Genomic DNA, 25,142 nt, shown 5'->3' on the forward strand with positions numbered 1-25,142 from the left:
CCATCAATGCAGAATAGGCCCGCCCGCAACGGGCAACACGGACCGGTGCTCCTGGATAATTCCCGTACCCGGTTCAGGCTCTGGGCTCCTGACGCGCAGAGCGTCAGCCTGGTGATAGTTGGCGGCGACACGCTGCCGATGCAGGAAGGAAATGACGGCTGGTACAGCATTGACGCGGACGTCGGTGCTGGCACGCAGTACAGTTTTCTCATCGATGACGAACTCCAGGTGCCTGACCCCGCTTCGCGAGCGCAGTCGGCAGACATTCACGATCCGAGTGTGGTGGTCGATGGTGCTGCCTACCGTTGGCGCAACCCGGAGTGGAAGGGTCGCCCCTGGCACGAGGCCGTGCTCTACGAGTTGCATGTAGGCAGCTACGGCGGGTATGCGGAGATCGAGCAACGATTGCAGGCATTGGCGGACCTGGGCGTTACCGCCATCGAGCTGATGCCGCTCGCTGAATTCCCTGGCGACCGCAACTGGGGCTACGACGGGGTTCTGCTCTACGCCCCGGAGGCCTCATACGGCACGCCGGATCAGCTCAAACACCTCATCGACACAGCTCACGGCCTGGGTCTGATGGTCTTCATTGATGTGGTCTACAACCACTTTGGGCCGGACGGCAATTATCTGCACCGTTACGCCAAGCATTTCTTCCGCCATGACCAGCAAACGCCGTGGGGCGACGGCATCGATTTCCGTCGCCGCGAGGTGCGGGATTTCTTCATCGACAACGCCCTGATGTGGCTGATGGATTATCGGTTCGACGGGCTGCGGATGGACGCTGTTCACGCGATTCCAGACCGTACCTTCCTGCCTGAACTGGCCGAGCGCGTGCGAGCGGAAGTCGAACCGGGTCGTCATGTGCATCTGGTGTTGGAAAACGAAGACAACCGCTCCAGCCTGCTGGCGGATCACTTCACCGCGCAGTGGGACGATGACGGCCATAACATCCTCCATACCCTGCTCACCGATGAGAGCCAGGGTTATTACGGGGATTACCATCAGGATTCGACAGACAAACTGGTCCGGTTTTTGGGCGAGGGCTTCATCTACCAGGGCCAGACCAACCGTCGCGGAGAATCCCGAGGCGAACCGAGCGGCCACCTGTCCCCCACCTCATTCGTCCTGTTTTTGCAGAACCACGATCAGACCGGCAACCGTGCCTTTGGTGACCGGCTGATAACCCTGGCGCCCGCGGATGCGTTGAAAGCGGCGACGGCCGTGCTGCTGCTTTCTCCGATGGTGCCGCTGCTGTTCATGGGCGAAGAATGGGGCGCGCGCGAGCCCTTCCTGTTTTTTACCAGCCACCACGGCGAACTGGCCGACGCCGTTCGCGAGGGCCGCCGTGGCGAATTTGCTGAGTTTGCCGAATTCGCCGACGAACACACCCGCGAGCGTATTCCCGATCCAAACGCGGTTGAAACCTTCGAGTCGTCCAAGCCTGATTACAGCAAGCGCAACGAGCCCGAGCACGCCGAATGGCTGAGCCTGTATCGCCAGCTACTGCAGCTTCGCCACGCCGAAATCGTGCCGCGTCTACAGGGATCGAAGTTTCTCGGAGCCGAAGCGCTGGGCGATGCCAGCGCCCTGGCCCGCTGGCAATTGGGCGACGGCAGTGAGCTGCGCCTGGAACTGAACCTGAGTGCAAGCGAGGTAGCCGTGACGCCCCCCGCCTCGACCGCCCGCTTGCTGCACAGTAGCCGCGACGGCGACGAAGGCAGCAAGGACACGCTACCGGCGCGCACTGCCAGGATGTACTTGCTCGACTCACCAGGAGTGTCTCAATGACCGATGAACGACTGAACCGCCTGGCCAAGGCGGCTGGCCTGTCCATCGAATGGGTAGATGCGGATGGCAAGGATCAAAGGGTCAAACCGGAGGTGTTGCGTGCCGTGCTCAACGGTCTCGGCCTTCCGGCAGACAGCGATGACGAGATCGAGCGCAGCCTGCAGAAGCTCGACGCCGGCGAGGGCGCAGCCAGCGTGCCGCCCATGCTCACGGTCGATCAGAACACGGCGCTGGACCTCAGCCGGTATTTCGAGCCGTCAGCGCATTACACCCTGACCCTGGAAGACGGTACCCAACAGGACGGCGCGCTGGACGAGCAAGCACAGCTGGCGGGCATCGTACAGCCCGGTTACCACCAGCTGAGCATCGCCGGCCAGCAGCTGACGCTGGCGGTCGCGCCGGACGCTTGCCCAAGCGTCGAAGACGTTGCCGGCCCTGCAGCCTGGGGCGTTACAGTACAGGTTTACGGGCTCCGACGGCCTGGTGACGGCGGGCTTGGCGACACGCAGGCGCTGGAAGAGGTCGCGCGCAACGCCGCAGCCCATGGTGCCGATGCACTGGGCATCAGTCCATTGCATGCGATGTTCTCCGGCAATAGCGGGCAGTACAGCCCCTACTCGCCATCGAGCCGCCTGTTCTTCAATATTCTGCACAGCGCGCCTGGCGCCATTCTCGGCGAAAAACCGCTGCGGATGGCCATCGAATCGTGCGGCCTCGGTGAGGAACTGCAGCGCCTCGAACGACTCGAGCTGATTGATTGGGGCGCAGTCTCCAGCGCGCGCCTAAGCCTGCTCCGCAAGCTCTACGAAGACTTCGCCACGGGCGGCAACGCGCAGCAGGCAGATTTCGATAGCTTCCGCGAGGCGGGTGGCGAAGCGCTGGAAAACCACTGCCGTTTCGAGGCGCTACACGCCGCCCTCCTCGGTCCTGATGGGCATCCGCAACACTGGCGTGAATGGCCCGAGCAGTACCGCACGCCAGGCAGCCCAGCCGTCGAGCAGTTCGCCCAGGAACACGCCGATGAGGTGAGCTACTACGCGTTCTGCCAGTGGCTTATCACCCGCGGCCTTGAGCGCGCTCAGACCGCCGCCCGCAGCGCCGGGATGAAGATCGGGCTGATCAGCGATCTGGCCGTAGGAGCCGACGGGGGTGGCAGCCAGGCCTGGAGCCGTCAGGATGAAGTGCTCGCATCGCTGAGCGTCGGAGCCCCACCGGACATCATTAACCGTCAGGGACAGAGCTGGGGCATCTCAGCCTTCTCCCCGTGGGGACTCAAGGCTCACGGCTACCGGGCATTCATCGAAATGGTCAGGGCCAATCTTGCCCATGCCGGCGGCATGCGGATCGACCATGTGATGGGACTGATGCGGCTCTGGGTCATGCCCGAAGGGGCCGGCCCTACCGAGGGCGCCTACTTGAACTACCCTTTCGATGACCTGCTGCGGCTGTTGTCCCTCGAGGCCTGGCGACGCAACGCCGTAATTCTTGGCGAGGACCTGGGCACCGTGCCTGAAGGGCTGCGCGAGAAGCTGGCGGCACGCAAGCTGCTGGGCATGCGCGTGCTGTTCTTCGAACGTGACCACACCGGCACCTTCACGTCACCGAAGGACTGGCCGAGCAGCGCAATCGGCACCTCGACCACACACGACCTGCCGACCATCAATGGCTGGTGGGAGGCGCACGACATCGACTGGCGCATTCGTGTGGGCCAGAACAGTGAGGATGACCGTCCCGCCCAGCTGGAGGAGCGTGATCGCGAGCGGACGGGGCTGCTGAAGCTGCTCAACGAGTATGCGCCGAACGTCGAAGGCGACCTTACCGACCCCGAGGTGCTGGCCGATGCCTGCGCCGTCTTCCTAGGCCGAACGCCCGTGCCTCTCGTGCTGTTTCCGGTAGAGGACGCGCTGTGCCTGCTGGAGCAGCCCAACATGCCGGGCATTGTCGACACCCATCCGAACTGGCGCCGCCGTTATCCCAAGGACAGCGCCGCCTTGCTTGATGACGCTGCCTGCTCAAACCGCCTGGCGATGCTCGCCAAGGCGCGGACACAGACCATTGGAAGCGAACACCGATGAGAGACCTTAGCGCCACGTTGCGACTGCAGTTCCATCGTGATTTCACCCTTGATGATGCCACCGCACTGGTCGACTACTTCGCCGACCTCGGTATCAGCCACATCTATGCTTCGCCCCTGCTGACGGCGCGTCCCGGCTCGATGCATGGTTATGACGTAATCGACCCAACCCGTATCAATCCGGAGCTCGGGGGTGAGCCCGCGCTGCGTCGCCTGGTCGACGCCCTGCGGGCCAAGGGCATGGGTCTGATACTGGACATCGTTTCCAACCACATGGCAGTCGGTGGCTCCGGCAATGCCTGGTGGCTCGACGTGCTGGAATGGGGTCGGCGCAGCCCTTACGCGCAGTTTTTCGATATCCAGTGGAATTCCCCCGACCCCTTGCTCGAAGGCCAGCTTCTGGTCCCTTTCCTGGGCAGCGACTATGGCGAGGCGCTGCAAGACGGCAAGATTCCCCTGCGCCTGGACATCGAGAACGGAGCCTTCTACGCCGAGCACTACGAGCATCGTTTCCCCATCTCGCCGCCCACCTACGGCGAAATATTGCGGCTGACCGATCAGCCTGAATTGCGCACCTTGGCGCAGCATTTCGATGCACTGAAAACCGAGCCGGCGCCCTACCAGACTGCGCGTGAATTACGTGCCGACCTGGCCCGCCTGCTGGAGGACAGCAGCACCCGGCAAATGGTGGAAGAGTCGCTCAGGCACTACGACTCGACCACCGAAGAAGGTTTCAAACGCCTGCACGGCCTGCTCGAACGGCAGAACTATCGCCTCGCCAGCTGGCGCACCGCGGGCGACGACATCAACTGGCGACGCTTCTTCGACATCAACGAGCTGGGCGGCCTGCGTGTCGAGCGCCCCGTCGTGTTCGAGGAAACCCACGCCAAGATCTTCGAGTTGATCAGCGAAGGCCTCGTCGACGGCCTGCGCATCGATCACATCGACGGGCTGGCCAACCCGCGCGGCTACTGCCGCCGTCTGCGGCGCCGTGTGGATCGGCTCAATGCCGCTCGCCCTGAAGAAGCGGAGCAGGATCACGTACCGATCTATGTCGAGAAGATCCTGGCCGAGGGCGAGCGTCTGCATGACGACTGGGGCGTCGACGGCACCACTGGCTATGAATTCATGAACCAGGTGTCGCTGCTGCAACATGATCCGGCCGGCAAGTCCGTGCTGTGCTCGCTCTGGAGCGAAACCGCCGACCGCCCGGCTGATTTCATGGAAGAGGTTCGCCAGGCGCGACAGCTGGTGCTCACAGGACCGCTAGCCGGCGATTTTGAAACCGTCGCCCAGGCGCTTCTGCAAGTTGCGCGCTATGACGTGATGACTCGCGACATTACCCTCGGTGCAATCCGCCGTGGGTTGCTCGAATTGATCGTGCATTTCCCGGTGTATCGCACCTACATTGCCGCGCGCGGCCGTCGTGAGGCTGACGAACCCTTCTTTCAGCAGGCGCTGGCCGGAGCGCGTACAACGCTCAGCGAAGCCGATTGGCCATTGCTCGATCACCTTGATCGCTGGCTGGGCGGTGAAGACCTTCGATCGCTGCCGCCGGGACCTGCGCGACGGATTCGCCGCTATGCCTGTACGCGCTTCCAGCAGCTGACCTCGCCTGCCGCCGCCAAGGCCGTGGAAGACACCGCCTGCTACCGCTCCGGCGCGCTGCTGTCGCGTAACGATGTCGGCTTCGACCCGCAGACCTTCAGCGCGCCGGTCGATGCCTTCCATGCCCAATGCCTTGAGCGTGCCGAGCATTTTCCACGCAACCTGCTTACCACCGCGACCCATGATCACAAACGCGGCGAAGACACCCGTGCGCGGATGACTGTGATCAGCGAGCGCGCCGAATGGTTTGCCAGCAAGGTCAAACACTGGCGCCAGCTCGCCTATGGCCAACGTCAGGATTTGCCGGAGGGCCCGGCACCCTCGGCCGGCGATGAAATGCTGTTGTATCAGGTGCTGCTTGGGTGCTGGCCCCTGGACCTGAAAGCCGACGACAAACCGGCTATGGAGGCGTTCTGCGAGCGGATGATCAAGTGGCAGGAAAAGGCTGTGCGCGAGGCCAAGCTGCGTAGCACCTGGACCGATCCCAACGGGGATTACGAAGGCGCCTGCCAACATTACTTGCGCGCTCTGCTGCTCGGCGACGAATGCAAAACGCTGCGGGACGACATCGCCGCGGCCGCCGTCGAACTGGCACCGGCCGGTGCGCTGAACAGCCTTACCCAGACCGTCCTGCGCATGACCACGCCGGGCGTACCCGACCTGTATCAGGGCGCGGACTACTGGGACTTCAGCCTGGTCGACCCTGACAACCGCCGCCCTGTCGACTTCGATCGTCGACGCGCTACCTTCCGGTTGGACGCGCAGCCAGCCGAGCTGATGGAGAGCTGGCAGGACGGCCGCATCAAACAATGGTTGATCGCCAACACGTTGAGGCTGCGTCGCGCCAATCCGCGTCTGTTTACCGAGGGCCGCTATCTGCCGCTGAAGGTCGAAGGCGAGCACGCCGACAGCCTGGTCGCCTTTGCCCGTGAGCTGGACGGCAGCTGGCTGATCGTGATCGCAACCCGCCTGGCCAGCGGCCTGCTGAGCGACAGCCAGAAACCGCTTGTCCCAGCTGAGCGCTGGGGCGACACCCATGTTCGATTGCCCGATGCGCTGAGCGGTCATGCAGTGGAGCGACTTTTTGACGGAATTACAGTCACACCCAGACAAGAAGGTTTAAGCGTAACCGAGGTCTTGCAACATCTGCCCCTTGCACTTTTACAGCTGACAATCAGTTCAACAGGAGAATCAGAACGATGACTAAACAAGAGCAGCGCATCCGCGAATTGGCATACGACATCTGGGTATCGGAAGGTCGGCCGCATGGGGAAGACGCCCGTCATTGGGAAATGGCGCGCAAGCTTGCCGAGGCCGAGAGCGGTAGCGCCGAAGCCAAGCCTGCAGCTAAGACGCGCAAGGCGGTTACTAAACCAACGGATGCGACTCCTGCTGAAAAACCCGCCAAGGCGACCAAGGCAGCCAAGCCCGCCAAGGAAACCAAGGAACAGAAAGACGTCCAGCCAGCCAAGCCTGCCGTCGCGCCCACCAAGGGGACTGCACGCCCCAAAGCCAAGGCGGGTACCGACGCCGCCCAAGGCACACCGGAAGGCGTCAAGAAGGCCCGGACACCCCGCGCCAAGAAAGACAGCTGAAAGACACCGCGTCATGCCTTTGAGCCGGTTTCGCCTCGGAGCCGGTCAGCCATGGCGCCCCACCGTACTGCACAGCACCTGACCAGAGCTGCCATCGGAGATTTCATGAGTAGAAAAACGCCTGCGGCGCCTCAAATTCTGACGCCTTCACGTATCCGTGAGGGCCTTCCCTTCCCGCTTGGCGCCACTTGGGATGGGCTGGGGGTCAACTTCGCCATTTTCTCTGCGAATGCCACCAAGGTTGAGCTGTGCCTGTTCGACACCGATGGCGAGACCGAGCTTGAGCGCATCGAGCTACCCGAGTACACCGATGAGATCTGGCATGGTTACCTGCCGGACGCACACCCTGGACAGATCTATGGCTACCGCGTGCATGGCCCCTACGAGCCGGACGCGGGCCACCGATTCAATCCGAACAAACTGCTGATTGACCCCTACGCCAAGCAGCTGGTCGGTGGACTGAAATGGTCCGAGGCGCTGTTTGGCTACACCATCGGCCACGCCGATGCTGATCTCAGTTTTGACGAGCGCGACAGTGCGCCTTTCGTGCCGAAGTCAAAAATCATCGACCCAGCCTTCACCTGGGGCCTTGACCGCCCGGTACAGGTGCCCTGGGATCGCACGATCATCTACGAAACCCACGTTCGGGGTTTCACCATGCAGCACCCGGCCGTACCGGAAGACATGCGCGGCACCTTTGCCGGTTTCAAAACGCCGGATGTGATCGACTACGTGCGCAAGCTCGGTGTGTCCTCAATCGAGTTTCTGCCAATCCACGGCTTCGTACAGGATCAGCACCTGCTCGAAAAAGGGATGAGCAACTACTGGGGCTACAACAGCATCGCGTTCTTCGCGCCGCACCCGAAGTACCTCGCGAGCGGCAAAATCAGCGAATTCAAGGAAATGGTCGCCCATCTGCACAACGCGGATCTCGAGGTGATCCTCGACGTGGTCTACAACCACACCGCTGAAGGCAACGAATTGGGCCCGACGCTCTCGATGCGCGGCATCGACAATGCCTCGTACTACCGGCTGATGCCCGACCAGAAGCGCTACTACATCAACGACTCTGGCACCGGCAATACGCTGGACATGAGCCACCCCTGCGTCGTGCAGATGGTCACCGACTCGCTGCGCTACTGGGCTGAAGAGATGCACGTCGATGGCTTCCGATTCGACTTGGCCACCATCCTCGGCCGCGAGCATGACGGCTACGACGAACGACATGGCTTCCTTGTCGCGTGCCGCCAGGACCCGGTACTGGCCAAGACCAAACTCATCGCAGAACCCTGGGACTGCGGCCCCGGCGGTTATCAGGTCGGCGGCTTCCCGCCCGGCTGGGCCGAATGGAACGACCAGTATCGCGACACGGTACGCGCCTTCTGGAAGGGCGACGGCGATCAACTACCGGACTTCGCAGCGCGCCTGACCGGCTCAGGGGATCTGTTCAACCAGCGTGGCCGTCGGCCCTTCAGCTCGGTGAACTTCATCACTGCCCACGACGGTTTCACCATGAACGACCTCGTGTCGTACAACGACAAGCACAACGAGGCCAACGACGAAGACAACCGCGACGGCAGCAGTAATAACATCTCCTGGAACCATGGCGTCGAAGGGCCGACCGACGATCCGGAGATCAACGAATTGCGCTTCCGGCAGATGCGTAACTTCTTTGGCACCCTGCTCTTTTCTCAGGGCACGCCGATGATTGTTGCCGGCGATGAGTTCGCGCGCACCCAGAACGGCAACAACAACGCGTATTGCCAGGACAGCGAAATCGGCTGGGTGAATTGGGATATTTCCGAGGACGGCCGCACGCTGCAGGCATTCGTGCGAAAGCTGATCCGGTTGCGCCAGCGCTACCCGATGCTGCGTCGCGGACGCTTCCTTGTTGGCGCCTATAACGAAGAGCTGGGTGTCAAGGACGTCACCTGGCTGGCGCCGCATGGCGAGGAAATGACCGTCGAGCATTGGGAAGACGGCAACAACCGGTGCATGGGCATGCTGCTCGATGGGCGTGCACAGCCGACGGGGATCCGCAAAGCCGGCTCGGACGCCACCCTGTTGCTTATCGTCAACTCACATCATGACGTGGTCAATTTCGCACTTCCCGAGGTGCCTCAAGGCATCTACTGGAATCGCCTGATCGATACCAACAACCCCAACGCCAGGTCCGAGCGTTTCGACTTCAACAACGAATACGCCCTCACCGGTCGCTCGCTGTTGCTGTTCGAGCTGATCAAGGAAGAAGAATAACCGCGGCAGTTGTGCCTGACGAAGGTCACCATCAAAGCCCCGATCCCGGGGCTTTGTATTTTCGGCAGAGGCTCAATGGTGCGGACACTCAATCATTCGTTTGATCTCGACGTGCGGTATTGAACCCCGCCAACCGACTCAAGTCCCAACCCACAGCGCGGCGTTCATGAACCTACGGATTTGTTCCTGCCAGTCGCGGGCAGAGTATCCCATCCGTGACGGATCACTTCTTTATGCATCTCACTCGGCTGACTATTCCCTTCGTTCTGCTGATGTTCTGTTCCATCGTTGCCCTGCCCTCGCTTGCAGGCGGGACCATCAGCAACGCGACGCTTCCCGCTGCCAAACCCGGCACTGTAAAGCTCTATGTGAACCGTATCGGATCGGGCAAAGCGATGGATGTACGCAACGACACAGACGTTCCGGTCGAAGTCGTGCTGCGCCTAACGCGGATGGTTAACGTCACTGGCGTCGGAAAAGGCGTGGTCCGCAAGACGGTGCCAGCACGGACCCGCATGCGCATCGCCACGTTACGCAAGCGCCAGCCCGGTTACCCGCTGATGTATCAGCACTCGTTCAGTTATTCGTTGATCTACTCGCCCGAGCCGGGCAAGAAAGGGTCTGTCGGCGGTTACGCCTACGCGCTGCCCTGGCGGGGCGGTCCGTTCTCGATTTCGCAGGGAGCCGGCGGCGATTACAGCCATACGTCGCCAAAAGGTCGCTATGCGGTCGATATAGCCATGCCGGTGGGCACGCCAATCGTTGCGGCTCGCGCCGGAACGGTGTTGGAAGCCAGTGACGGTCAGCACGGTCGCATGCCGAACCCGGCGGGTAACTATGTCCGAATCGTCCACGATGACGGCACGCACAGCGCTTACCTACACCTGAAGCGTGGCTCGGTGAAAGTCGAGCCAGGACAACAGGTCAAGGTCGGAAGCCTGCTAGGTCAATCTGGCAACACGGGCCGCAGCACCGGCCCGCACCTGCATTTCGTCGTTCAAAAAGCGTTCGGTGACTCGATGCTGTCAATCCCCTTCCGCTTTTCACGGCCGGTCAGCACGCTGCCAAATTTCGCCAGTAACAATTGACGAAGTCGGTGCGATCAGCGCCGCTTCCACGCGAAGGTAAAGGTCTCATCTGCAGACATGCGTTGCAGGTGATCGGCCACTACCGTCTCCATTTGGTCCAACCGTGCCTCGTCTTCAGTTTGCAGCTGTGCTGTCAGGCTGCCCTCGCCCGCTGTGAGCGTACATAGGGTATCGCCCAGGGCAATCTGGCCCTTCTGGTCGTCATAGCTGACCTCGAACTTGTGGCTCCAATGTTTGCAGAGCCGGCGAATCAGCCGGCTGGCGTCGGTGGTCTCAATCTGTACGGTAGATTCGGACATGGTTGTTCCTCGTGATGATGGTTAGCCAAACTGAAATGCAGACAAGGTGGTCTGCATGACACGGTCAGAAAAGATCTTGCGCCCCGCGCTGCTCGCGCCGGCCCCTGCTGCGACCAGTAGCGGCAACAGATGTTCTTCACCTCGCGGGGGATGACAAAGCCGCGCCGAAGGCGCTTCGTCCCATCGCTGCAGCGCAACGTCGCGGTGAGCAGGCGCAGCGGCTACGGTCTGCTCCAGCCAGTGATCGAACTCATCGGAAATCGGCGCAAAGCGCGCATCCCCATAACCGGACATGTTGTGAAAGCTCATCCCGCTGCCAACGATCAGCACACCCTCATTGCGCAGGGGTGCCAGGGCGTGCCCAACATCCAGATGCGCCTGTGCATTGAGATCGCGGCGTAACGAGAGCTGCACCACCGGAACGTCCGCATCGGGAAACATCAACTTCAACGGGATAAATGCGCCGTGATCGTATCCACGTTGCGCATCCTGACCCGCCGCGATACCGGACGCGCCAAGCAAGCTCACTATTCGTGCGGCAAGAGCCGGATCGCCAAGCGCGGGGTAAGTCAGTTCATAGGTGTGCTGTGGAAAGCCGTGATAGTCGAAGATCAGCTCCGGCTGTTGCGAAGCTGTGACTTTCACTGTGTGCTCCAGCCAGTGGCCTGATACCAGAACAATGGCCTTCGGGCGCTGCGGCAACCGATGAGAAATGTTTCTCAGGAAATCAGCCATCCGCCCCCAGGCATCCGGTGGGTTCCAGTCCATGAAAAAACAGGGCCCGGCGCCGTGAGGCACAAACAGAGTCGGCATCCGCGAATGGCTGTTTACTTGTTCATGGTTGGTGTTCATAACAATTCCTAGCTGGCCGAGCCGACAGTATGGATTACACTCTGATTTTGATTAACCAGGCAAAACGCGCCTACAGTTCCTACTCTGAGTGAGAAGTGAATGCTTGATCGAGTGACTGGAATGCGGGTCTTCACACGGGCTGCCAGCGCCGGCAGCCTGTCCGCTGCGGCCAGGCATCTGGGGCTGTCGCCGGCGATGGCGACCAAGCATGTCGATGCCTTGGAAGCCCGTCTGGGGGTCAAGCTTTTCCACCGCAGCACCCGGCGCTTGCAGCTGACCGATGCAGGCAATGGCTATCTTGAGGCGTGCCTGCGCATCCTGCCGGAAATCGACGAAGCCGAAGCCAGTGTCGCCTCCCAGCTAATAGAGGCTTCAGGTTCGCTACGCATGAACGTCCCGCTGTCGTTCGGCACCCGGTTCATAGCGCCGCTCATGCCTGAATTCAGCCTCCGTCACCCAGCGGTAAAGGTTGAACTGGGGCTGACCGACAGCCAGGTCGACCTGGTCGATGGTCGCTGGGACCTTGCTGTTCGCATTGGCAGACTCAGCGACAGCCCCCTGCAGGCCAGACGTCTGGCTGACTGCCCGATGCGGGTCTGCGCGTCACCAAGGTACCTCGATATTCACGGCACGCCGCAAAAGGTCAGCGAACTCAGCCAGCACAACTGCCTGGGCTACAGCCTTTCAACACTACTCGGCAGCCGTGAGTGGGCGTTCGGCGCGGACGGCGACGTGCGCGTGCCGGTCGGTGGCAATCTGATCGCCAATAATGGCGCCGCATTGGTCGCTGCGGCGGTCGGTGGCCAGGGGCTGATCTATCAGCCGCAATTCATCGTTGCTGCAGCGCTGTCACGCGGCGAGCTGGTCACTGTCGAACTCGATCATCCGCCATTGGGGCTTGGCGGGATTCACGTGGTCTATCCCCCGAACCGGCGGCCACCTGCCAAGGTGCGCGCCATGATCGATTACCTGATCGAAGCCTTCGCCCATGATTTACCCTGGGATTCGCCGCCCCGGTGATCCCGTGGAAACCCGCCGAAAGGTATCAAGGCTCCCCTCCTCTCACGCCGTTGACTGAAAAAAAGATGAACCGGCAAAGCCGCTATCAGTCGGATTGAAGGAGCAGGCTGTGTGAGGCAGCGGCTTACGAACCGCCGGCCCGACTGAGGCCGAGCGCCATCCAGGATTCTTCGCCCCGTTGAACGACCGGGGCCGACACGCAGGATGTCACCCACCATTCAGACCAATCGAAGCCACAGATGGCGCGGTTGGACCGTTTATGGAGACGCCATGAAAGCTGTTGTCTATCACGACGTTGGCGATATACGCCTCGAAGACGTACCCGACCCGAAGATCGAAGCCCCTACTGACGCCATCGTGCGAATCACCGCCTCTGCCATCTGTGGGACGGACCTGCACTTCGTGCGTGGCACCTTCAGCGGTATGAAGCCCGGCACCATTCTTGGCCACGAGGCGGTCGGTATCGTTGAAGAACTCGGCGAAGACGTGCGGAACCTGCAGATCGGCGATCGCGTGGTCATTCCTTCGACGATCGCCTGCGGTAACTGCTCGTACTGCCGTTCGGGCTATTTCGCTCAGTGCGACGTGGCCAATCCAAATGGTAAGGAAGCCGGTACGTCATTTTTTGGCGGTCCGGCGGCGACAGGCCCATTCAACGGATTGCAAGCGGAAAAAGCGCGCATTCCCTTTGCCAACATCGGCTTGGTGAAGCTGCCGCCGGAAATCACCGACGACCAAGCAATCCTGCTGTCGGACATTTTCCCGACCGGCTATTTCGGTGCCGAGATGGCCGAAATTGAAGCCGGCGACACGGTAGCCGTGTTCGGTTGCGGCCCGGTCGGCCAATTTGCCATTGCCAGCGCGAAGCTGCTGGGCGCTGGGCGAATCTTTGCGATTGACCAGTATGACGACCGTCTGCGGATGGCTCAGCGCCAAGGCGCCGAGACCATCGACTTCAATCGGGAAGATCCGATCGAAACGCTCAAGCGTCTGACCGGCGGAATCGGTGTAGACCGTGTGATCGATGCCGTGGGTGTCGATGCGGAGCACGGTTGCTGCGGCGGCAAACCTGCCGATGGCGCAAAGGTCGATCAGAACGCCAAGTGGCAACCGGGTGATGCCCCTTCCCAGGCGCTCGAATGGGGCGTCCAGTGCCTGGCCAAGGCCGGAACCTTGTCGATCATCGGCGTTTATCCGCCGGATGCCACGACATTCCCCATCGGCATGGCGATGAACAAGAACATCACCATGAACATGGGCAACTGCCACCACCGTAAATACATCCCACGCCTTATCGAAATGATCCAGGCGCGGCGCATCGATCCAACCAAGATCCTTACACAGGTCAAGCCAATGACCGATGTCATAGCAGCATTCGAGGCGTTTGATCGCCGCGAGGGTGGCTGGATCAAGGTCGAGCTGAAACCTCAGCAAGAGCGCTCCGAAGTGCATGGCTCGGAGGAAACACAAGTAGACAAGGCCGTCGCAGACACCTTCCCCGCCAGCGATCCGACCAGCATGCAGAATCCGCGTTAGGTCAAAGGAGTACGCGATGGCAGCCATCCATATAGGCATTTCCGGCTGGCGCTACGCACCCTGGCGAGGCGACTTCTACCCGAAAGGGCTTGTCCAGAAGAACGAGCTGAAGTTCGCCTCGCGAGCCGTGAGCAGTATCGAGATCAACGGCTCGTTCTATTCGCTGCAAAAGCCGGAGTTATACGCCGGCTGGTATGACGAGACGCCCGAGGGCTTCGTTTTCAGCGTCAAGGCGCCGCGCTACATCACCCATGTGCTGCGCCTTCGGGACGTAGAGAAGCCCATCGCCAACTTCCTGGCCTCCGGCGTCCTCGCGCTAAAGGACAAGCTAGGCCCGATGCTTTGGCAGTTCCCCCCTTCGTTCAAATTCGATCCCGAGCGCTTCGAAACCTTCCTCGCCTTGCTGCCACATGACACCGAAGCCGCACTGGAAATGGCGAAAGACTGTGAGCCACGCATGGAGGGGCGTAGTTATCTGCAGATTGACCGCAAACGTCCACTTCGGCATGCGGTCGAAATACGGAATGAGAGCTTTGTCGATCCAGCCTTCGTGGCGCTTTTGCGCAAATACAGAGTTGCGCTGGTTGTGGCCGACACGGCCGGTAAGTGGCCCTATCGAGAGGACCTCACCGGAGATTTCGTCTACATCCGCCTTCACGGCGCCGACCAGCTCTACACCAGCGGCTACACCGATGAAGCACTCGAACGCTGGGCCCAGCGCATCAGCCTCTGGAGCGAAGGCGGACAGCCTGACGACGCGCATCTGATCAGCGACACCAAGCCACCGGCGCGCAAGCAACGCGCTGTTTATTGCTATTTCGATAACGATGTAAAGGTCCGGGCGCCGTACGATGCGCGACAGCTGTTGCGCCGGCTCGGGCTGGATAAAGACCTGGAAACCACTCCAGGCCAGTTGGAAGGAGCATTGGCGTGAATCTGGACAAAAACCATCCTCTAGACAGCAGTCAGCTTGACGCTCACATGTCTTCGGCGGTGGACACCGTCCGAATCCTGACGGTCAACACGCATAAGGGTTTTACCGCGCTTAACCGCAAGTTCATCCTGCCGGAGCTGCGCGAAGCGGTCCGCGCGGTGTCGGCTGATGTCGTGTTTCTGCAGGAAGTACTGGGCACTCACGAAAAGCACGCGATGCGCTTTCACGACTGGCCGAAAATGTCCCAGTATGAATTTCTCGCCGACAGCATCTGGACCGACTTTGCCTATGGCCGTAATGCCGTCTACCCGGACGGCGACCATGGCAACGCATTGCTGTCGAAATTTCCGATCACCCGCTACGAGAACCTGGATATTTCCATAGCCGGTCCCGAGCGTCGCGGCTTGTTGCATAGCGTGCTGCAGGTCCCGGGACATGACGAGTTCCACGCGATATGTGTGCATCTCGGTTTGCGCGAATCCCATCGCCAACAGCAGCTGCGACTGCTCTGCGACCTGCTCGACTCGATTCCTGAAAAGGCTCCCGTCGTGGTCGCCGGTGACTTCAACGACTGGCGCCTGAAGGGTGCTCAGGTCCTCGACCGCTGTGCGGGGATGCATGAGGTGTTCGCAGTGTCACAGGGCAAGGTTGCGAAAACCTTCCCTGCACGCTGGCCAATTTTGCGTCTGGATCGGATCTACGTGCGTAATGCCACGAGCCATAAAGCGCAAATACTTGGTAACAAACCCTGGACGCACTTGTCCGATCATCTGCCCTTAGCGGTGGAGATAAAGTTATGAATTTTCACTGGAGAGACGGGAATCGTCTTCAGTTATTGGAAAACGGCGAGGAATTTTTCCCTGCCGTGTTCGAGGCCATCGCGGCCGCTGAAAAGGAAGTTTTGCTCGAAACCTTCATCTTTTTCAAAGACAAGGTCGGACAGGAGCTGCAACAAACCCTGATTGCCGCAGCGGAGCGCGGCGTCAGTGTGGACGTGACTGTAGATGGCTATGGCTCGGCTGATCTCGACGGCGATTTTGCCGCGGCGATGGCAAGGGCCGGCGTGCGCGTGCACGTATTCGACCCGGGCAAGCGGGTGCTCGGCAAGCGTCTGAACGTGTTCCGCCGCATGCATCGGAAGATTGTCGTAGTGGACGGCGATATCGCCTTCATCGGCGGCATCAACTTTTCTGCCGACCATTTGGGCGATTTCGGTCCTGCAGCCAAGCAGGACTATGCGCTGCGGGTCGAAGGCCCGGTCGTCCATGATATTCATCATTTCTCGCTGGCCAACATCGCGGCGACACAGACCAATCGGCGCTGGTGGCACCGGCGACCACGAGCTCATAGCAACGGATTTGTGGGTGTCAGCCGAGGGGAAGCCCGGGCCCTATTCGTCACGCGAGACAATAACTATCACCGCAACGACATCGAAGAGCATTACCTACAGGCTATCCGCGACGCCCGCTCCCGCCTGCTGATTGCTAATGCCTACTTCTTTCCGGGCTATCGGGTGTTGCGTGAGATCCGCAATGCGGCGCGTCGTGGCGTGCGGGTCCGGTTGATCTTGCAGGGCGAGCCGGATATGCCGATCGCCAAGTTTGGCGCACGCATGCTTTATAACTACCTGATGAGCGACGGCGTCGAAATCCACGAATATTGCCGTCGGCCGCTTCATGGCAAGGTGGCGCTGGCCGATTACGAGTGGTCCACCGTGGGGTCGAGCAATCTCGATCCCCTGAGCCTGTCGTTGAACCTCGAGGCGAATCTGATCATTCGTGATCACTCGTTCAACCGTCAGCTGCATGAGAACCTGGACCGTCTGCTGCAACACGATTGCCGCCGCATTCCGTTGGAACGCATTGTCCGGGGCTATTGGTGGCGCGCTCCGCTGGTCTTCATCATCTTCCACTTTCTTCGTCATTTCCCACAATTGGTGGGCCTGCTGCCTGCGCACAAGCCGAAACTGCAGTTGCTCGATCCGGAACCGTTGGACCCGAGCCCAGCGCCCATGCAGCGAGACCATCAATGACCGAGCCGCGCGACAAGCCTCAGAGCGGTTGGCGCCGCCGCTGGCCATTGATCAAGAAGATTCTGACTTACGTCTTCTTCGTGCTCGTTGCCGGGCTGTTGATCGGCTTGGCGCGCAACATCGACTGGAATGAGGTTTACCAGACGCTACGCAACTACAATGCGAAAACGCTGTGGCTGGCTGGGGCAGCGACTGCAACGAGTTATGCGGTGTACTGCTGCTTCGATGTGCTGGGCAAGCGCTACGCCCAGCACGACATGCCGGTCCGGCAAATTCTGCCGGTCACTTTCGTTTGCTATGCGTTCAATCTCAACCTGAGCGCCTGGGTTGGCGGGATCGCCTTGCGTTACCGGCTGTACTCCCGATTTGGCCTTCGCACATCGCAGATTACTCGTGTGTTCACCATGAGTGTGCTGACCAACTGGCTGGGTTACCTGTGGCTGGCCGGGCTGATCTTTGCCATGGGCTGGATTACGCCTCCGGCTGACTGGGAGATCGGGCACGCCGCATTGCGCGTACTGGGAGGCGCACTGCTGCTGGGCTCGGCCGTATATCTGTGGGCCTGTGGCTTTTCCAAGCGCCGCCACTGGACGATCCGCACGCATGAAATCAATCTGCCCACACTGCGCCTGGCCTTACTGCAGATGTTGCTGGGCGCCTCTAACTGGGCCCTGATGGCGCTGGTGGTCTACTTCATGCTGTCACAGCGGGCGCCCTATCCCGAGGTGCTAGGCATTCTGATGATCAGCAGCGTAGCGGGTGTCATCGCGCATATTCCGGCGGGGCTGGGCGTCATCGAGACCGTGTTCGTAACGATGCTAAGCGGCGAGCTCAGCTCGGCCAGCATCGTTGCGGGGCTCATCGGCTACCGGGTCGTGTACTTCCTCATTCCGCTTCTGTTCGCCACGGTCATCTACGTGGTGCTTGAACTGCGGGCCCGTAAGCTGCGGTCGAGCAACCAAGCTCTCCGCAACGATGCTTCCAGCAACAAAGAGACCCGCGAAGATCAGCCCCGGACTGCATCCTGACTGCACACCGGCGCTGGCTCTGCCCGCCTGAGCGTACACGCCAACCGACACGACACCCCTGCGGTTACGCGCCGAGGTGTGAAAGCCAGGACAGCCTTTGAGCTGCTCTTGGCGTTCGCCGCGATTTATCCGGACGCCTCGCCTAGGCTCTGAGGACTGATCGAATCCCCCGCTCCGCAGTTCGGATCGGCGTCACAGGCCTGGCGTATAGCGGCATCTTCGGGTTGCAGCGTGCTGTGTTCGATGTCAAACCGTTCACGCAGTATCGCCTGGAGCTGCGGCAGAATCTCTCCCCATCGCGCTATCGCCTCCACATCAACATGCGCCGCAATGGCCTGGCTGCTCGATGACAAGCTCCAGATATGCATGTCGTGAACCGCGCGCACCCCGTCGATTTCGACCAGGGCGCTGCCAACATCCTCTGCGCGGATTCCTTTGGGGACGCCTTCCATCAACACGTGTGTCACTTCACGCAGCAGTCGAACGGCACTGATCAAGATCAACAGACAGACCAGCAATGACAAGAGCGGATCGACGATCGAAGGCCCGCCCAGATAGATGATCGTACCGGCGGCGAGCGCCGCGACGGACCCCAGCAGATCGCCGATGACATGCAGAAATGCGCCGCGCACGTTCATCGTCTGCTCGCCGCGCATGAGCACCCAGGCAACGATCAGGTTGACAAGCAAGCCGAGCGCGGCGATCCCCAGCACTGTGCCGCCCGCCACCTCCGGCGTATTGGCCATGCGCAGGAAGGCCTCATAGGCGATGAACACGATGACGCCGAACATGAACAGTACGTTGAACAGTGCGCCCAGCATTTCGGCGCGCTTCAGCCCGAAGGAATGCTGACGCGACGATGGCTTTTTCGACAGCCAGGCGGCAAAGGCACCGATCCCCAACGAAAGAGAGTCGGTAAACATGTGCCCTGCATCAGACAGCAGTGCAAGCGAACCGGCTATCAGTCCACCCATCACTTCCACCGCAGCGAACGCCGTCGTGAATGCCAGTGCAAACACCAGCGTTTTTCCGCCCCCATGACCATGGCTGTGGCTGTGGCTGTGGCTGTGGCTGTGGCTGTGGCTGTGAGCTCGATGATGGTGGTCGAGTTCCGGCATCGGGGCCTCCTCTGTCATCGCTTTCGCCAGAAGGGTTCGGGTTTGCGCTGGTTAAACAGTTCAGATCACATCGTTGTGCCAGCGCGATGCCTGTCGATCGCCTCTCAAAGAGGGTCTGAGTAGACTTTGCTTAGGGATGTCAGGCCAGCGGTGTGTTAGATCTGACTAACCGCAGATCGACAGAATGGTAAGCCATCAGGCTGATGGGTCGGCAAGGCCTCTACGTAATCAACGTGGTCGTCACAGGCGTGACGACCACGTTATAGCCGAACGCGGTTACCTCTGTGGTCTCAGAATGATCACACCCAACGGCGGCAGCGTCAGGGACAGCGATACGTCCTGTCCATGAGCGGCCGTCTGCTCGGCGAGAATGCCACCACCGTTGCCAACGTTGGAGCCACCATAACACTCAGCGTCGCTGTTGAAGATTTCCTCCCAGCGGCAGTCGACGGGCACACCAATGCGATAGCTCTCGCGAACGACCGGCGTGTAATTACCGACGATCAGCAGCGGATCGCCATTGGAGCCCTTGCGGAGCCAGGCAAAAACGCTGTTGGCGCGGTCGTCGCCAATCAGCCATTGGAAGCCTGCCGGATCGGAATCCAGCTCATACAAGGCAGGCTCATGGCTGTATAGCCTGTTGAGGTCGCGCACGAGGTTTTGGACGCCACGGTGATCGGCCTCTTCCAGCAGATGCCAATCAAGCTCGCGATCATGGTTCCACTCTCGCCACTGACCGAACTCAGAGCCCATGAATAGCAGCTTCTTGCCGGGGTGCGTCCACATGAAGGAGAGGTACGCACGGAGATTGGCAAACTTCTGCCAACGGTCCCCAGGCATCTTGTCGATCAACGAGCCTTTGCCGTGCACCACTTCATCGTGCGAAATCGGCAACACGAAGTTTTCCGAATACGCATAGACCATGCCGAAGGTGAACTTGTCATGGTGGTACTGCCGGTTGATTGGATCCTCCTGGATGTATTGAAGCGTGTCGTGCATCCAGCCCATGTTCCACTTGTAGGCGAAGCCCAGCCCGTTCTCGGATGTGGGCTTGCTCACGCCGGGAAATGCCGTGGATTCTTCCGCAATGACCAGCGCACCGGGCGTTTCGGTGGCCACGACATCGTTCAGATGACGTAGGAAATCAATCGCTTCGAGGTTTTCCCGACCGCCGTGACGGTTGGGAATCCACTCGCCTTCCTTGCGTGAATAATCGCGGTACAGCATCGAGGCCACCGCATCCACACGCAATGCGTCGACGTGGAACTCACGCAGCCAGTGCAAAGCGGATGCGAGCATGAAGCCATGCACCTCGGTCCGTCCCAGGTTGTAGATATAGGTATCCCAATCCTGATGGAAGCCCTCGAACGGGTGCGCGTACTCATAAAGCGCCGTACCGTCGAACTCGCCCAAGCCGTGAGCATCTGTAGGGAAATGCGCTGGCACCCAGTCGAGGATCACACCGATACCGGCGTTATGGCAGGCATCGACGAACGCGGCAAAGTCATGGGCAGTGCCGTAGCGAGCGCTGGGGGCGAACTGAGACAGCAGTTGGTAGCCCCACGAACCGCCAAACGGGTGCTCCATGATCGGCATCAACTCGATATGAGTGAAGCCCAGATCGACCACATAGGGAATCAACCGCTCAGCCAGCTCGTGCCAGTTGTACAGGCGGCCGTCATCCCCGCCGTCGCGACGCCAGGAACCGGCGTGCAACTCGTAAATGGTCATCGGCGCTTTGATCGACTGCTGCGCCGCCCGCTGCTGCAGCCATGCCTCGTCCTTCCATTCATATTCGAGCGGGTGCGAAATCACCGAGGCGGTGCCGGGTGGCAGCTCTGTGGCAAGTGCAATGGGATCAGCCTTCAACGGCAGGATGCCGTTCGGACCGAGGATCTCGTACTTGTACGCCTCACCCGGTTGCAGACGGGGAATGAAAAGCTCCCACACGCCAGACGGAAAGCGCAGGCGCATCGGATGGCGACGCCCGTCCCAGCCGTTGAAGCTGCCGACCACCGACACGCGACGGGCGTTAGGCGCCCATACCGAGAAACGCACACCTTGCACACCATCGACTTCCATCGGCTGCGCACCGAAGACTCGACCGATCTGCCGGTGATTACCCTCGGAAAACAGGTACATGTCCATTTCGCCGAGCTGAGGGCCAAAGCTGAAGGGGTCTTCGGTGATCTGCTCGCCGCCCGCCCAGCGAATCTTCAGCAGGTAGGGCTGTTGATTGGTCAGTCGGGTAAAGAAGAAGCCCGGCACCTGGCCCTGCTCCATCGCCGCCAATACACGCCCGCCAGTGCGCTCAAGCACCTCGACCCCTAAGGCGTTGGGCAAGTAGGCCCTTATGACCAGCCCGTCACCGTCCGGATGGGGGCCGAGTATGGAAAATGGGTTGCCGTGTTCGGCGCGCACCAGCGCATCGACGTCAGCATCGGTTGGCAGCAGGTTTTCACCGGGCATTGTCACGACCGGACGATCATTCATTGGGAACCTCCATCGGAAATCTGTTGTGCCAGTGCAGCCAGCCCCTGAAGCGGGACGGACAACCAGGCCGGGCGGTTCTCTGCCTCATAGGCCACTTCATACGCAGTCTTCTCCAGGCTGAACAGCGCCAGGGCCGCTTCGGCCCCAGCGGAGTCCTTCCAGGCGTGAGGCAACTCGGCGGTCGCTTCACGATAGGCGTCGAGGAACACCGCACGCGCGCTTTGCTGATAGGTGTCGGAAATATTGCGTCGTGCCTGATCGGCCGCTTCTGAGCTATCGCTGGCCTGGGCATTACGCAGCGTCATCGCTGTGGCGTATTCGAAGGAGCGCAGCACACCGGCAACGTCCTTGAACGGGCTCAGCTTGCTGCGCCGCTCTTCCAGGGAGCGCGCCGGTTCGCCTTCGAAGTCGATGAAGTAGGCATCGCCTTGCGCAACCAGTATCTGCCCAAGGTGCAGGTCACCGTGTACGCGTGTACGCAGCCCGCCGAGCGTGCGATCGGCCAGCCGCTTCACCTCGGCGATTAGCTGCGTGCGTTGGCCAAGCAGCTGCTCGACCTGGGCGGTAGCCTTGCGATCCAGATCGCCACGGCGAGCCTGCAACAGATCCAGCGCGTGTTCGACTTGTCCGGAAATCAGCTGGGTCCACTCCTTCGCATCCTTGGGCTTGGTCGGCTCGGCAGCAAACGCCTGGTTGTCGGTCTGAACCGCCAGGGTCATGTGCATTTCGCCAAGGCGCTGGCCTAGAATCCGGTTGAAGGCTTCCAGCTCCTCCAGCGCACTGAACTGGTTTTCATGCAGCGAGACGCCCCCGGCAATCTGGTCGCGTACCGCTCGGTCCAGCGTATTGAGTGTCCATTCCCAGGCATCGCCCTGGTTGTCCAGGAAGCGCTGCACGACCATCAGCGCGTACTGCTCGCCGTTCTTGTCGAAACGACTCACCTGTCCCAGCATCGCCGAGATATGAGTGAAGCCTTGCTCGGTCAGAAAGCTACCCATTTCCAGTTCGGGGTGCATGCCCGCCGAGACGCGGCGCAGCACCTTGATCATCATGCTGCTGTCGATGATGGCTGAGCTGTTGGACTGCTCCGCAGTGAGATAACGCACCTCAGCGTCGGCAGCTACTTCGACATCCGCCAGCTGAGCCATTGGCTGGAAGCGTATTTCCCCGTCGCCGCACGGCAACACCAGCGCCTCGCGCAGCCCCTGGATGACGCCCAGTACGAACTGCTTGAGCGCGAAGGCATCGGTCAGCAGGCCTACCTGCGGTCCGCGACGAACCCGCGCCATGGCCAGTTGCTGTGGCAGTGCGATGTCGAAGTCACCTTCGTCCAGGAAGCCTAGCGGCAATTGATAACGGTCGGTGCGCCCGCCCGCTTCAACCGCGATTTCGCTCAGCAGGACCGGGCGTTGTGGGTCGCCGAACGGCACGCTGTAGCAGATCTTGATCGAGTTGATCGTGGCATCCTTGCTGGCGAACCAGCGCCGCTTCGGCAGATAGGCTGGCAGCGATTCCGTTTCAAGTATCCGCTTGTTGGCTGTGGTAAGCGTATCCAGGCGTTTGAGCACCAGCGTTTGAAAGTCAGGCATGGTTTCCACCGGTTCTTGGTGCCAGCTGGGCATCTGGTGACTGGTTGCCAGCTGGAACCAGTAAAAGCCGTAGGGAGGCAATGTCAGCAGATACGGCAGTTGGCCGATCGGCGGGAAGGCACTGCCGCCTACCATTTCCACCGGCACCATTCCGGCGTAATGCGACAGTTCCAGTTCTGCAGCCTGTGCCGAGCGCGACACGTTGGCGACGCAGAAGATCACCTCCGTCTCGCCCGTTGCCGTTGTGAACTCGCGTATGTACGCAAGAATGCGGCGGTTGCTCGGCGCCAGCATCTTCAGAGTGCCGCGGCCGAATGCCTTGAACTGCTTGCGGATCGAAAGCAGTCGCCGCGTCCAGTTGAGCAGCGAATGCGGGTCGCGCTGCTGAGCCTCCACATTGATCGCTTGATAGCCGTACAACGGATCCATGATTGGCGGCAGCACCAGACTTGGCGGGTCGGCACGTGAGAAGCCACCGTTGCGGTCCACCGACCATTGCATTGGCGTGCGCACACCGTCGCGGTCACCGAGGAAGATGTTGTCGCCCATGCCGATCTCGTCGCCGTAATAGATTACTGGCGTGCCGGGCATCGACAGCAGCAGACTGTTGAGCAGTTCGATGCGCCGCCGGTCCCGCTCGAGCAGCGGCGCCAGGCGACGACGAATGCCAAGGTTGATACGGGCGCGTTTATCACTGGCGTAGTAGTTCCAGAGGTAGTCGCGCTCCTTGTCGGTCACCATTTCCAGCGTCAACTCGTCGTGGTTGCGCAGGAAGATTGCCCATTGGCAATTCTCCGGAATATCCGGTGTCTGCCTGAGAATATCGGTAATCGGGAACCGGTCTTCCTGAGCCAGCGCCATATACATGCGCGGCATCAGTGGGAAGTGAAAGGCCATATGGCATTCATCGCCGAGCCCGCCATCCTCCCCGCCGAAGTAGAGCTGCGTGTCTTCCGGCCATTGGTTAGCCTCGGCCAGGAGCATGCGGTCGGGGTAGTTGGCGTCGATTTCCGCGCGAATCTTTTTCAGCACGTCGTGGGTTTCAGGCAGGTTCTCGTTGTTGGTGCCATCGCGCTCTACTAGATAGGGAATGGCATCCAGACGCAGGCCGTCGATCCCCAGATCCAGCCAGTAGCGCATCACGCTCAGGACTGCCTTCATCACTAGGGGATTATCGAAATTGAGGTCCGGCTGGTGTGAATAGAACCGATGCCAGAAGTATTGCTGAGCAACCGGGTCCCAGGTCCAGTTCGACGCCTCGGTGTCGAGAAAGATGATGCGCGTACCGTCGTACTTCTCGTCGGTGTCGGACCAGACGTAGAAGTCGCGCGCCGCGGAGCCCTTTTTCGCCTTGCGGGCGCGCTGGAACCACGGGTGCTGGTCGGAGGTGTGGTTGATGACCAACTCCGTGATCACTCGCAGGCCACGCTTGTGAGCTTCAGCAATGAAACGCTTGGCGTCGGCCATGGTGCCGTAGTCCGGGTGCACGCCCCGATATTCGGCAATGTCATAACCGTCGTCGCGACGCGGCGATGGGTAGAACGGCAGCAGCCAAATAGTGTTCACGCCGAGGTCGGCTATGTAATCGAGCTTGTCGATCAAGCCCTGGAAGTCGCCGACGCCGTCGTTATTCGAATCGAAGAAAGACTTCAGGTGGACCTGATAGACCACCGCATCCTTGTACCAAAGAGGATCCTTGATAAAGGCAGCAGGTTTACGCGCTCTGGCCATGGTCTCATTCCTTTCACCGACCTCTGAGCTGGCCATACGTGTGGCAAGGCGAGGCGGAAGAAGTAAACCAGCCGGCTACAAAGAGGATCATTAGTAGC

17 protein-coding genes are annotated in these 25,142 nt (G+C 60.6%); 12 read left to right on the top strand and 5 right to left on the bottom strand.

Annotated elements, in window-relative coordinates; translation table 11 throughout:
- The first annotated feature begins 6 nt into the window (after positions 1-6).
- From treZ to JQR87_RS10225, 6 genes are all read left to right on the top strand, one after another.
- Positions 7-1,791, top strand: coding sequence for a malto-oligosyltrehalose trehalohydrolase (gene treZ, locus JQR87_RS10200; protein ID WP_407297511.1), 1,785 nt, complete (start codon positions 7-9; stop codon positions 1,789-1,791).
- A complete protein-coding gene (malQ, locus tag JQR87_RS10205) occupies positions 1,788-3,866 on the top strand; it encodes a 4-alpha-glucanotransferase (protein ID WP_407297509.1) in 2,079 nt (692 codons plus the stop codon). Before treZ ends, malQ begins: the two co-directional genes overlap by 4 nt.
- Positions 3,863-6,676 (top strand): malto-oligosyltrehalose synthase, encoded by a 2,814-nt coding sequence (locus JQR87_RS10210; RefSeq protein WP_407297507.1) that lies wholly within the window; start codon positions 3,863-3,865, stop codon positions 6,674-6,676. The genes malQ and JQR87_RS10210 overlap by 4 nt, the downstream gene beginning before the upstream one ends.
- The gene (locus tag JQR87_RS10215; protein WP_407297505.1) at positions 6,673-7,068 is read left to right on the top strand and encodes a DUF2934 domain-containing protein; all 396 of its coding nucleotides are present in this window, start codon (positions 6,673-6,675) and stop codon (positions 7,066-7,068) included. The genes JQR87_RS10210 and JQR87_RS10215 overlap by 4 nt, the downstream gene beginning before the upstream one ends.
- A 105-nt stretch (positions 7,069-7,173) precedes the next feature.
- Positions 7,174-9,324 (top strand): glycogen debranching protein GlgX, encoded by a 2,151-nt coding sequence (gene glgX, locus JQR87_RS10220; protein ID WP_407297504.1) that lies wholly within the window; start codon positions 7,174-7,176, stop codon positions 9,322-9,324.
- A 233-nt stretch (positions 9,325-9,557) separates the two neighbouring features.
- Entirely contained in the window at positions 9,558-10,412 is an 855-nt protein-coding gene (locus JQR87_RS10225) for a M23 family metallopeptidase (protein WP_407297502.1), read from the top strand.
- 14 nt (positions 10,413-10,426) lie between these two features.
- Here the strand turns inward: JQR87_RS10225 and JQR87_RS10230 are convergent, their stop codons facing one another.
- Both JQR87_RS10230 and JQR87_RS10235 read right to left on the bottom strand, forming a co-directional pair.
- On the bottom strand, positions 10,427-10,711 hold the full coding sequence (locus JQR87_RS10230; RefSeq protein WP_407297500.1) for a DUF2218 domain-containing protein: 285 nt from the start codon (positions 10,709-10,711) through the stop codon (positions 10,427-10,429).
- A 21-nt stretch (positions 10,712-10,732) separates the two neighbouring features.
- Positions 10,733-11,563, bottom strand: a complete 831-nt coding sequence (locus JQR87_RS10235) for a DODA-type extradiol aromatic ring-opening family dioxygenase (protein ID WP_407297498.1) — start codon at positions 11,561-11,563, stop codon at positions 10,733-10,735.
- A gap of 99 nt (positions 11,564-11,662) precedes the next feature.
- Here JQR87_RS10235 and JQR87_RS10240 point away from each other — a divergent pair, with 99 nt between their 5' ends.
- The 6 genes from JQR87_RS10240 (at position 11,663) to JQR87_RS10265 (ending at position 18,113) form a co-directional block, all read left to right on the top strand.
- Positions 11,663-12,583, top strand: a complete 921-nt coding sequence (locus tag JQR87_RS10240) for a LysR family transcriptional regulator (protein ID WP_407297497.1) — start codon at positions 11,663-11,665, stop codon at positions 12,581-12,583.
- A gap of 270 nt (positions 12,584-12,853) precedes the next feature.
- Positions 12,854-14,119 (top strand): zinc-dependent alcohol dehydrogenase, encoded by a 1,266-nt coding sequence (locus JQR87_RS10245; RefSeq protein WP_407297495.1) that lies wholly within the window; start codon positions 12,854-12,856, stop codon positions 14,117-14,119.
- A 16-nt stretch (positions 14,120-14,135) separates the two neighbouring features.
- Entirely contained in the window at positions 14,136-15,053 is a 918-nt protein-coding gene (locus JQR87_RS10250) for a DUF72 domain-containing protein (protein WP_407297493.1), read from the top strand.
- Positions 15,050-15,853 (top strand): endonuclease/exonuclease/phosphatase family protein, encoded by an 804-nt coding sequence (locus JQR87_RS10255; RefSeq protein ID WP_407297491.1) that lies wholly within the window; start codon positions 15,050-15,052, stop codon positions 15,851-15,853. The genes JQR87_RS10250 and JQR87_RS10255 overlap by 4 nt, the downstream gene beginning before the upstream one ends.
- Positions 15,850-17,085 (top strand): cardiolipin synthase ClsB, encoded by a 1,236-nt coding sequence (gene clsB, locus JQR87_RS10260; RefSeq protein ID WP_407297489.1) that lies wholly within the window; start codon positions 15,850-15,852, stop codon positions 17,083-17,085. The genes JQR87_RS10255 and clsB overlap by 4 nt, the downstream gene beginning before the upstream one ends.
- A complete protein-coding gene (locus JQR87_RS10265) occupies positions 17,082-18,113 on the top strand; it encodes a lysylphosphatidylglycerol synthase domain-containing protein (RefSeq protein ID WP_407297487.1) in 1,032 nt (343 codons plus the stop codon). The genes clsB and JQR87_RS10265 overlap by 4 nt, the downstream gene beginning before the upstream one ends.
- 125 nt (positions 18,114-18,238) lie before the next feature.
- Here the strand turns inward: JQR87_RS10265 and JQR87_RS10270 are convergent, their stop codons facing one another.
- The 3 genes from JQR87_RS10270 to treS all read right to left on the bottom strand — a co-directional run bounded on the left by JQR87_RS10270 (position 18,239) and on the right by treS (position 25,044).
- Positions 18,239-19,231 carry a cation diffusion facilitator family transporter gene (locus tag JQR87_RS10270; RefSeq protein ID WP_407297485.1) on the bottom strand — a complete coding sequence of 331 codons (993 nt, stop codon included), beginning with the start codon at positions 19,229-19,231 and terminating at the stop codon, positions 18,239-18,241.
- A 276-nt stretch (positions 19,232-19,507) separates the two neighbouring features.
- The gene (gene glgB / locus JQR87_RS10275) at positions 19,508-21,724 is read right to left on the bottom strand and encodes a 1,4-alpha-glucan branching protein GlgB (protein WP_407297483.1); all 2,217 of its coding nucleotides are present in this window, start codon (positions 21,722-21,724) and stop codon (positions 19,508-19,510) included.
- Positions 21,721-25,044 carry a maltose alpha-D-glucosyltransferase gene (gene treS, locus JQR87_RS10280; protein ID WP_407297482.1) on the bottom strand — a complete coding sequence of 1,108 codons (3,324 nt, stop codon included), beginning with the start codon at positions 25,042-25,044 and terminating at the stop codon, positions 21,721-21,723. Before treS ends, glgB begins: the two co-directional genes overlap by 4 nt.
- Positions 25,045-25,142: the final 98 nt, after the last annotated feature.

Source organism: Stutzerimonas stutzeri, assembly GCF_051028275.1.
Classification (GTDB): domain Bacteria; phylum Pseudomonadota; class Gammaproteobacteria; order Pseudomonadales; family Pseudomonadaceae; genus Stutzerimonas; species Stutzerimonas stutzeri_AS.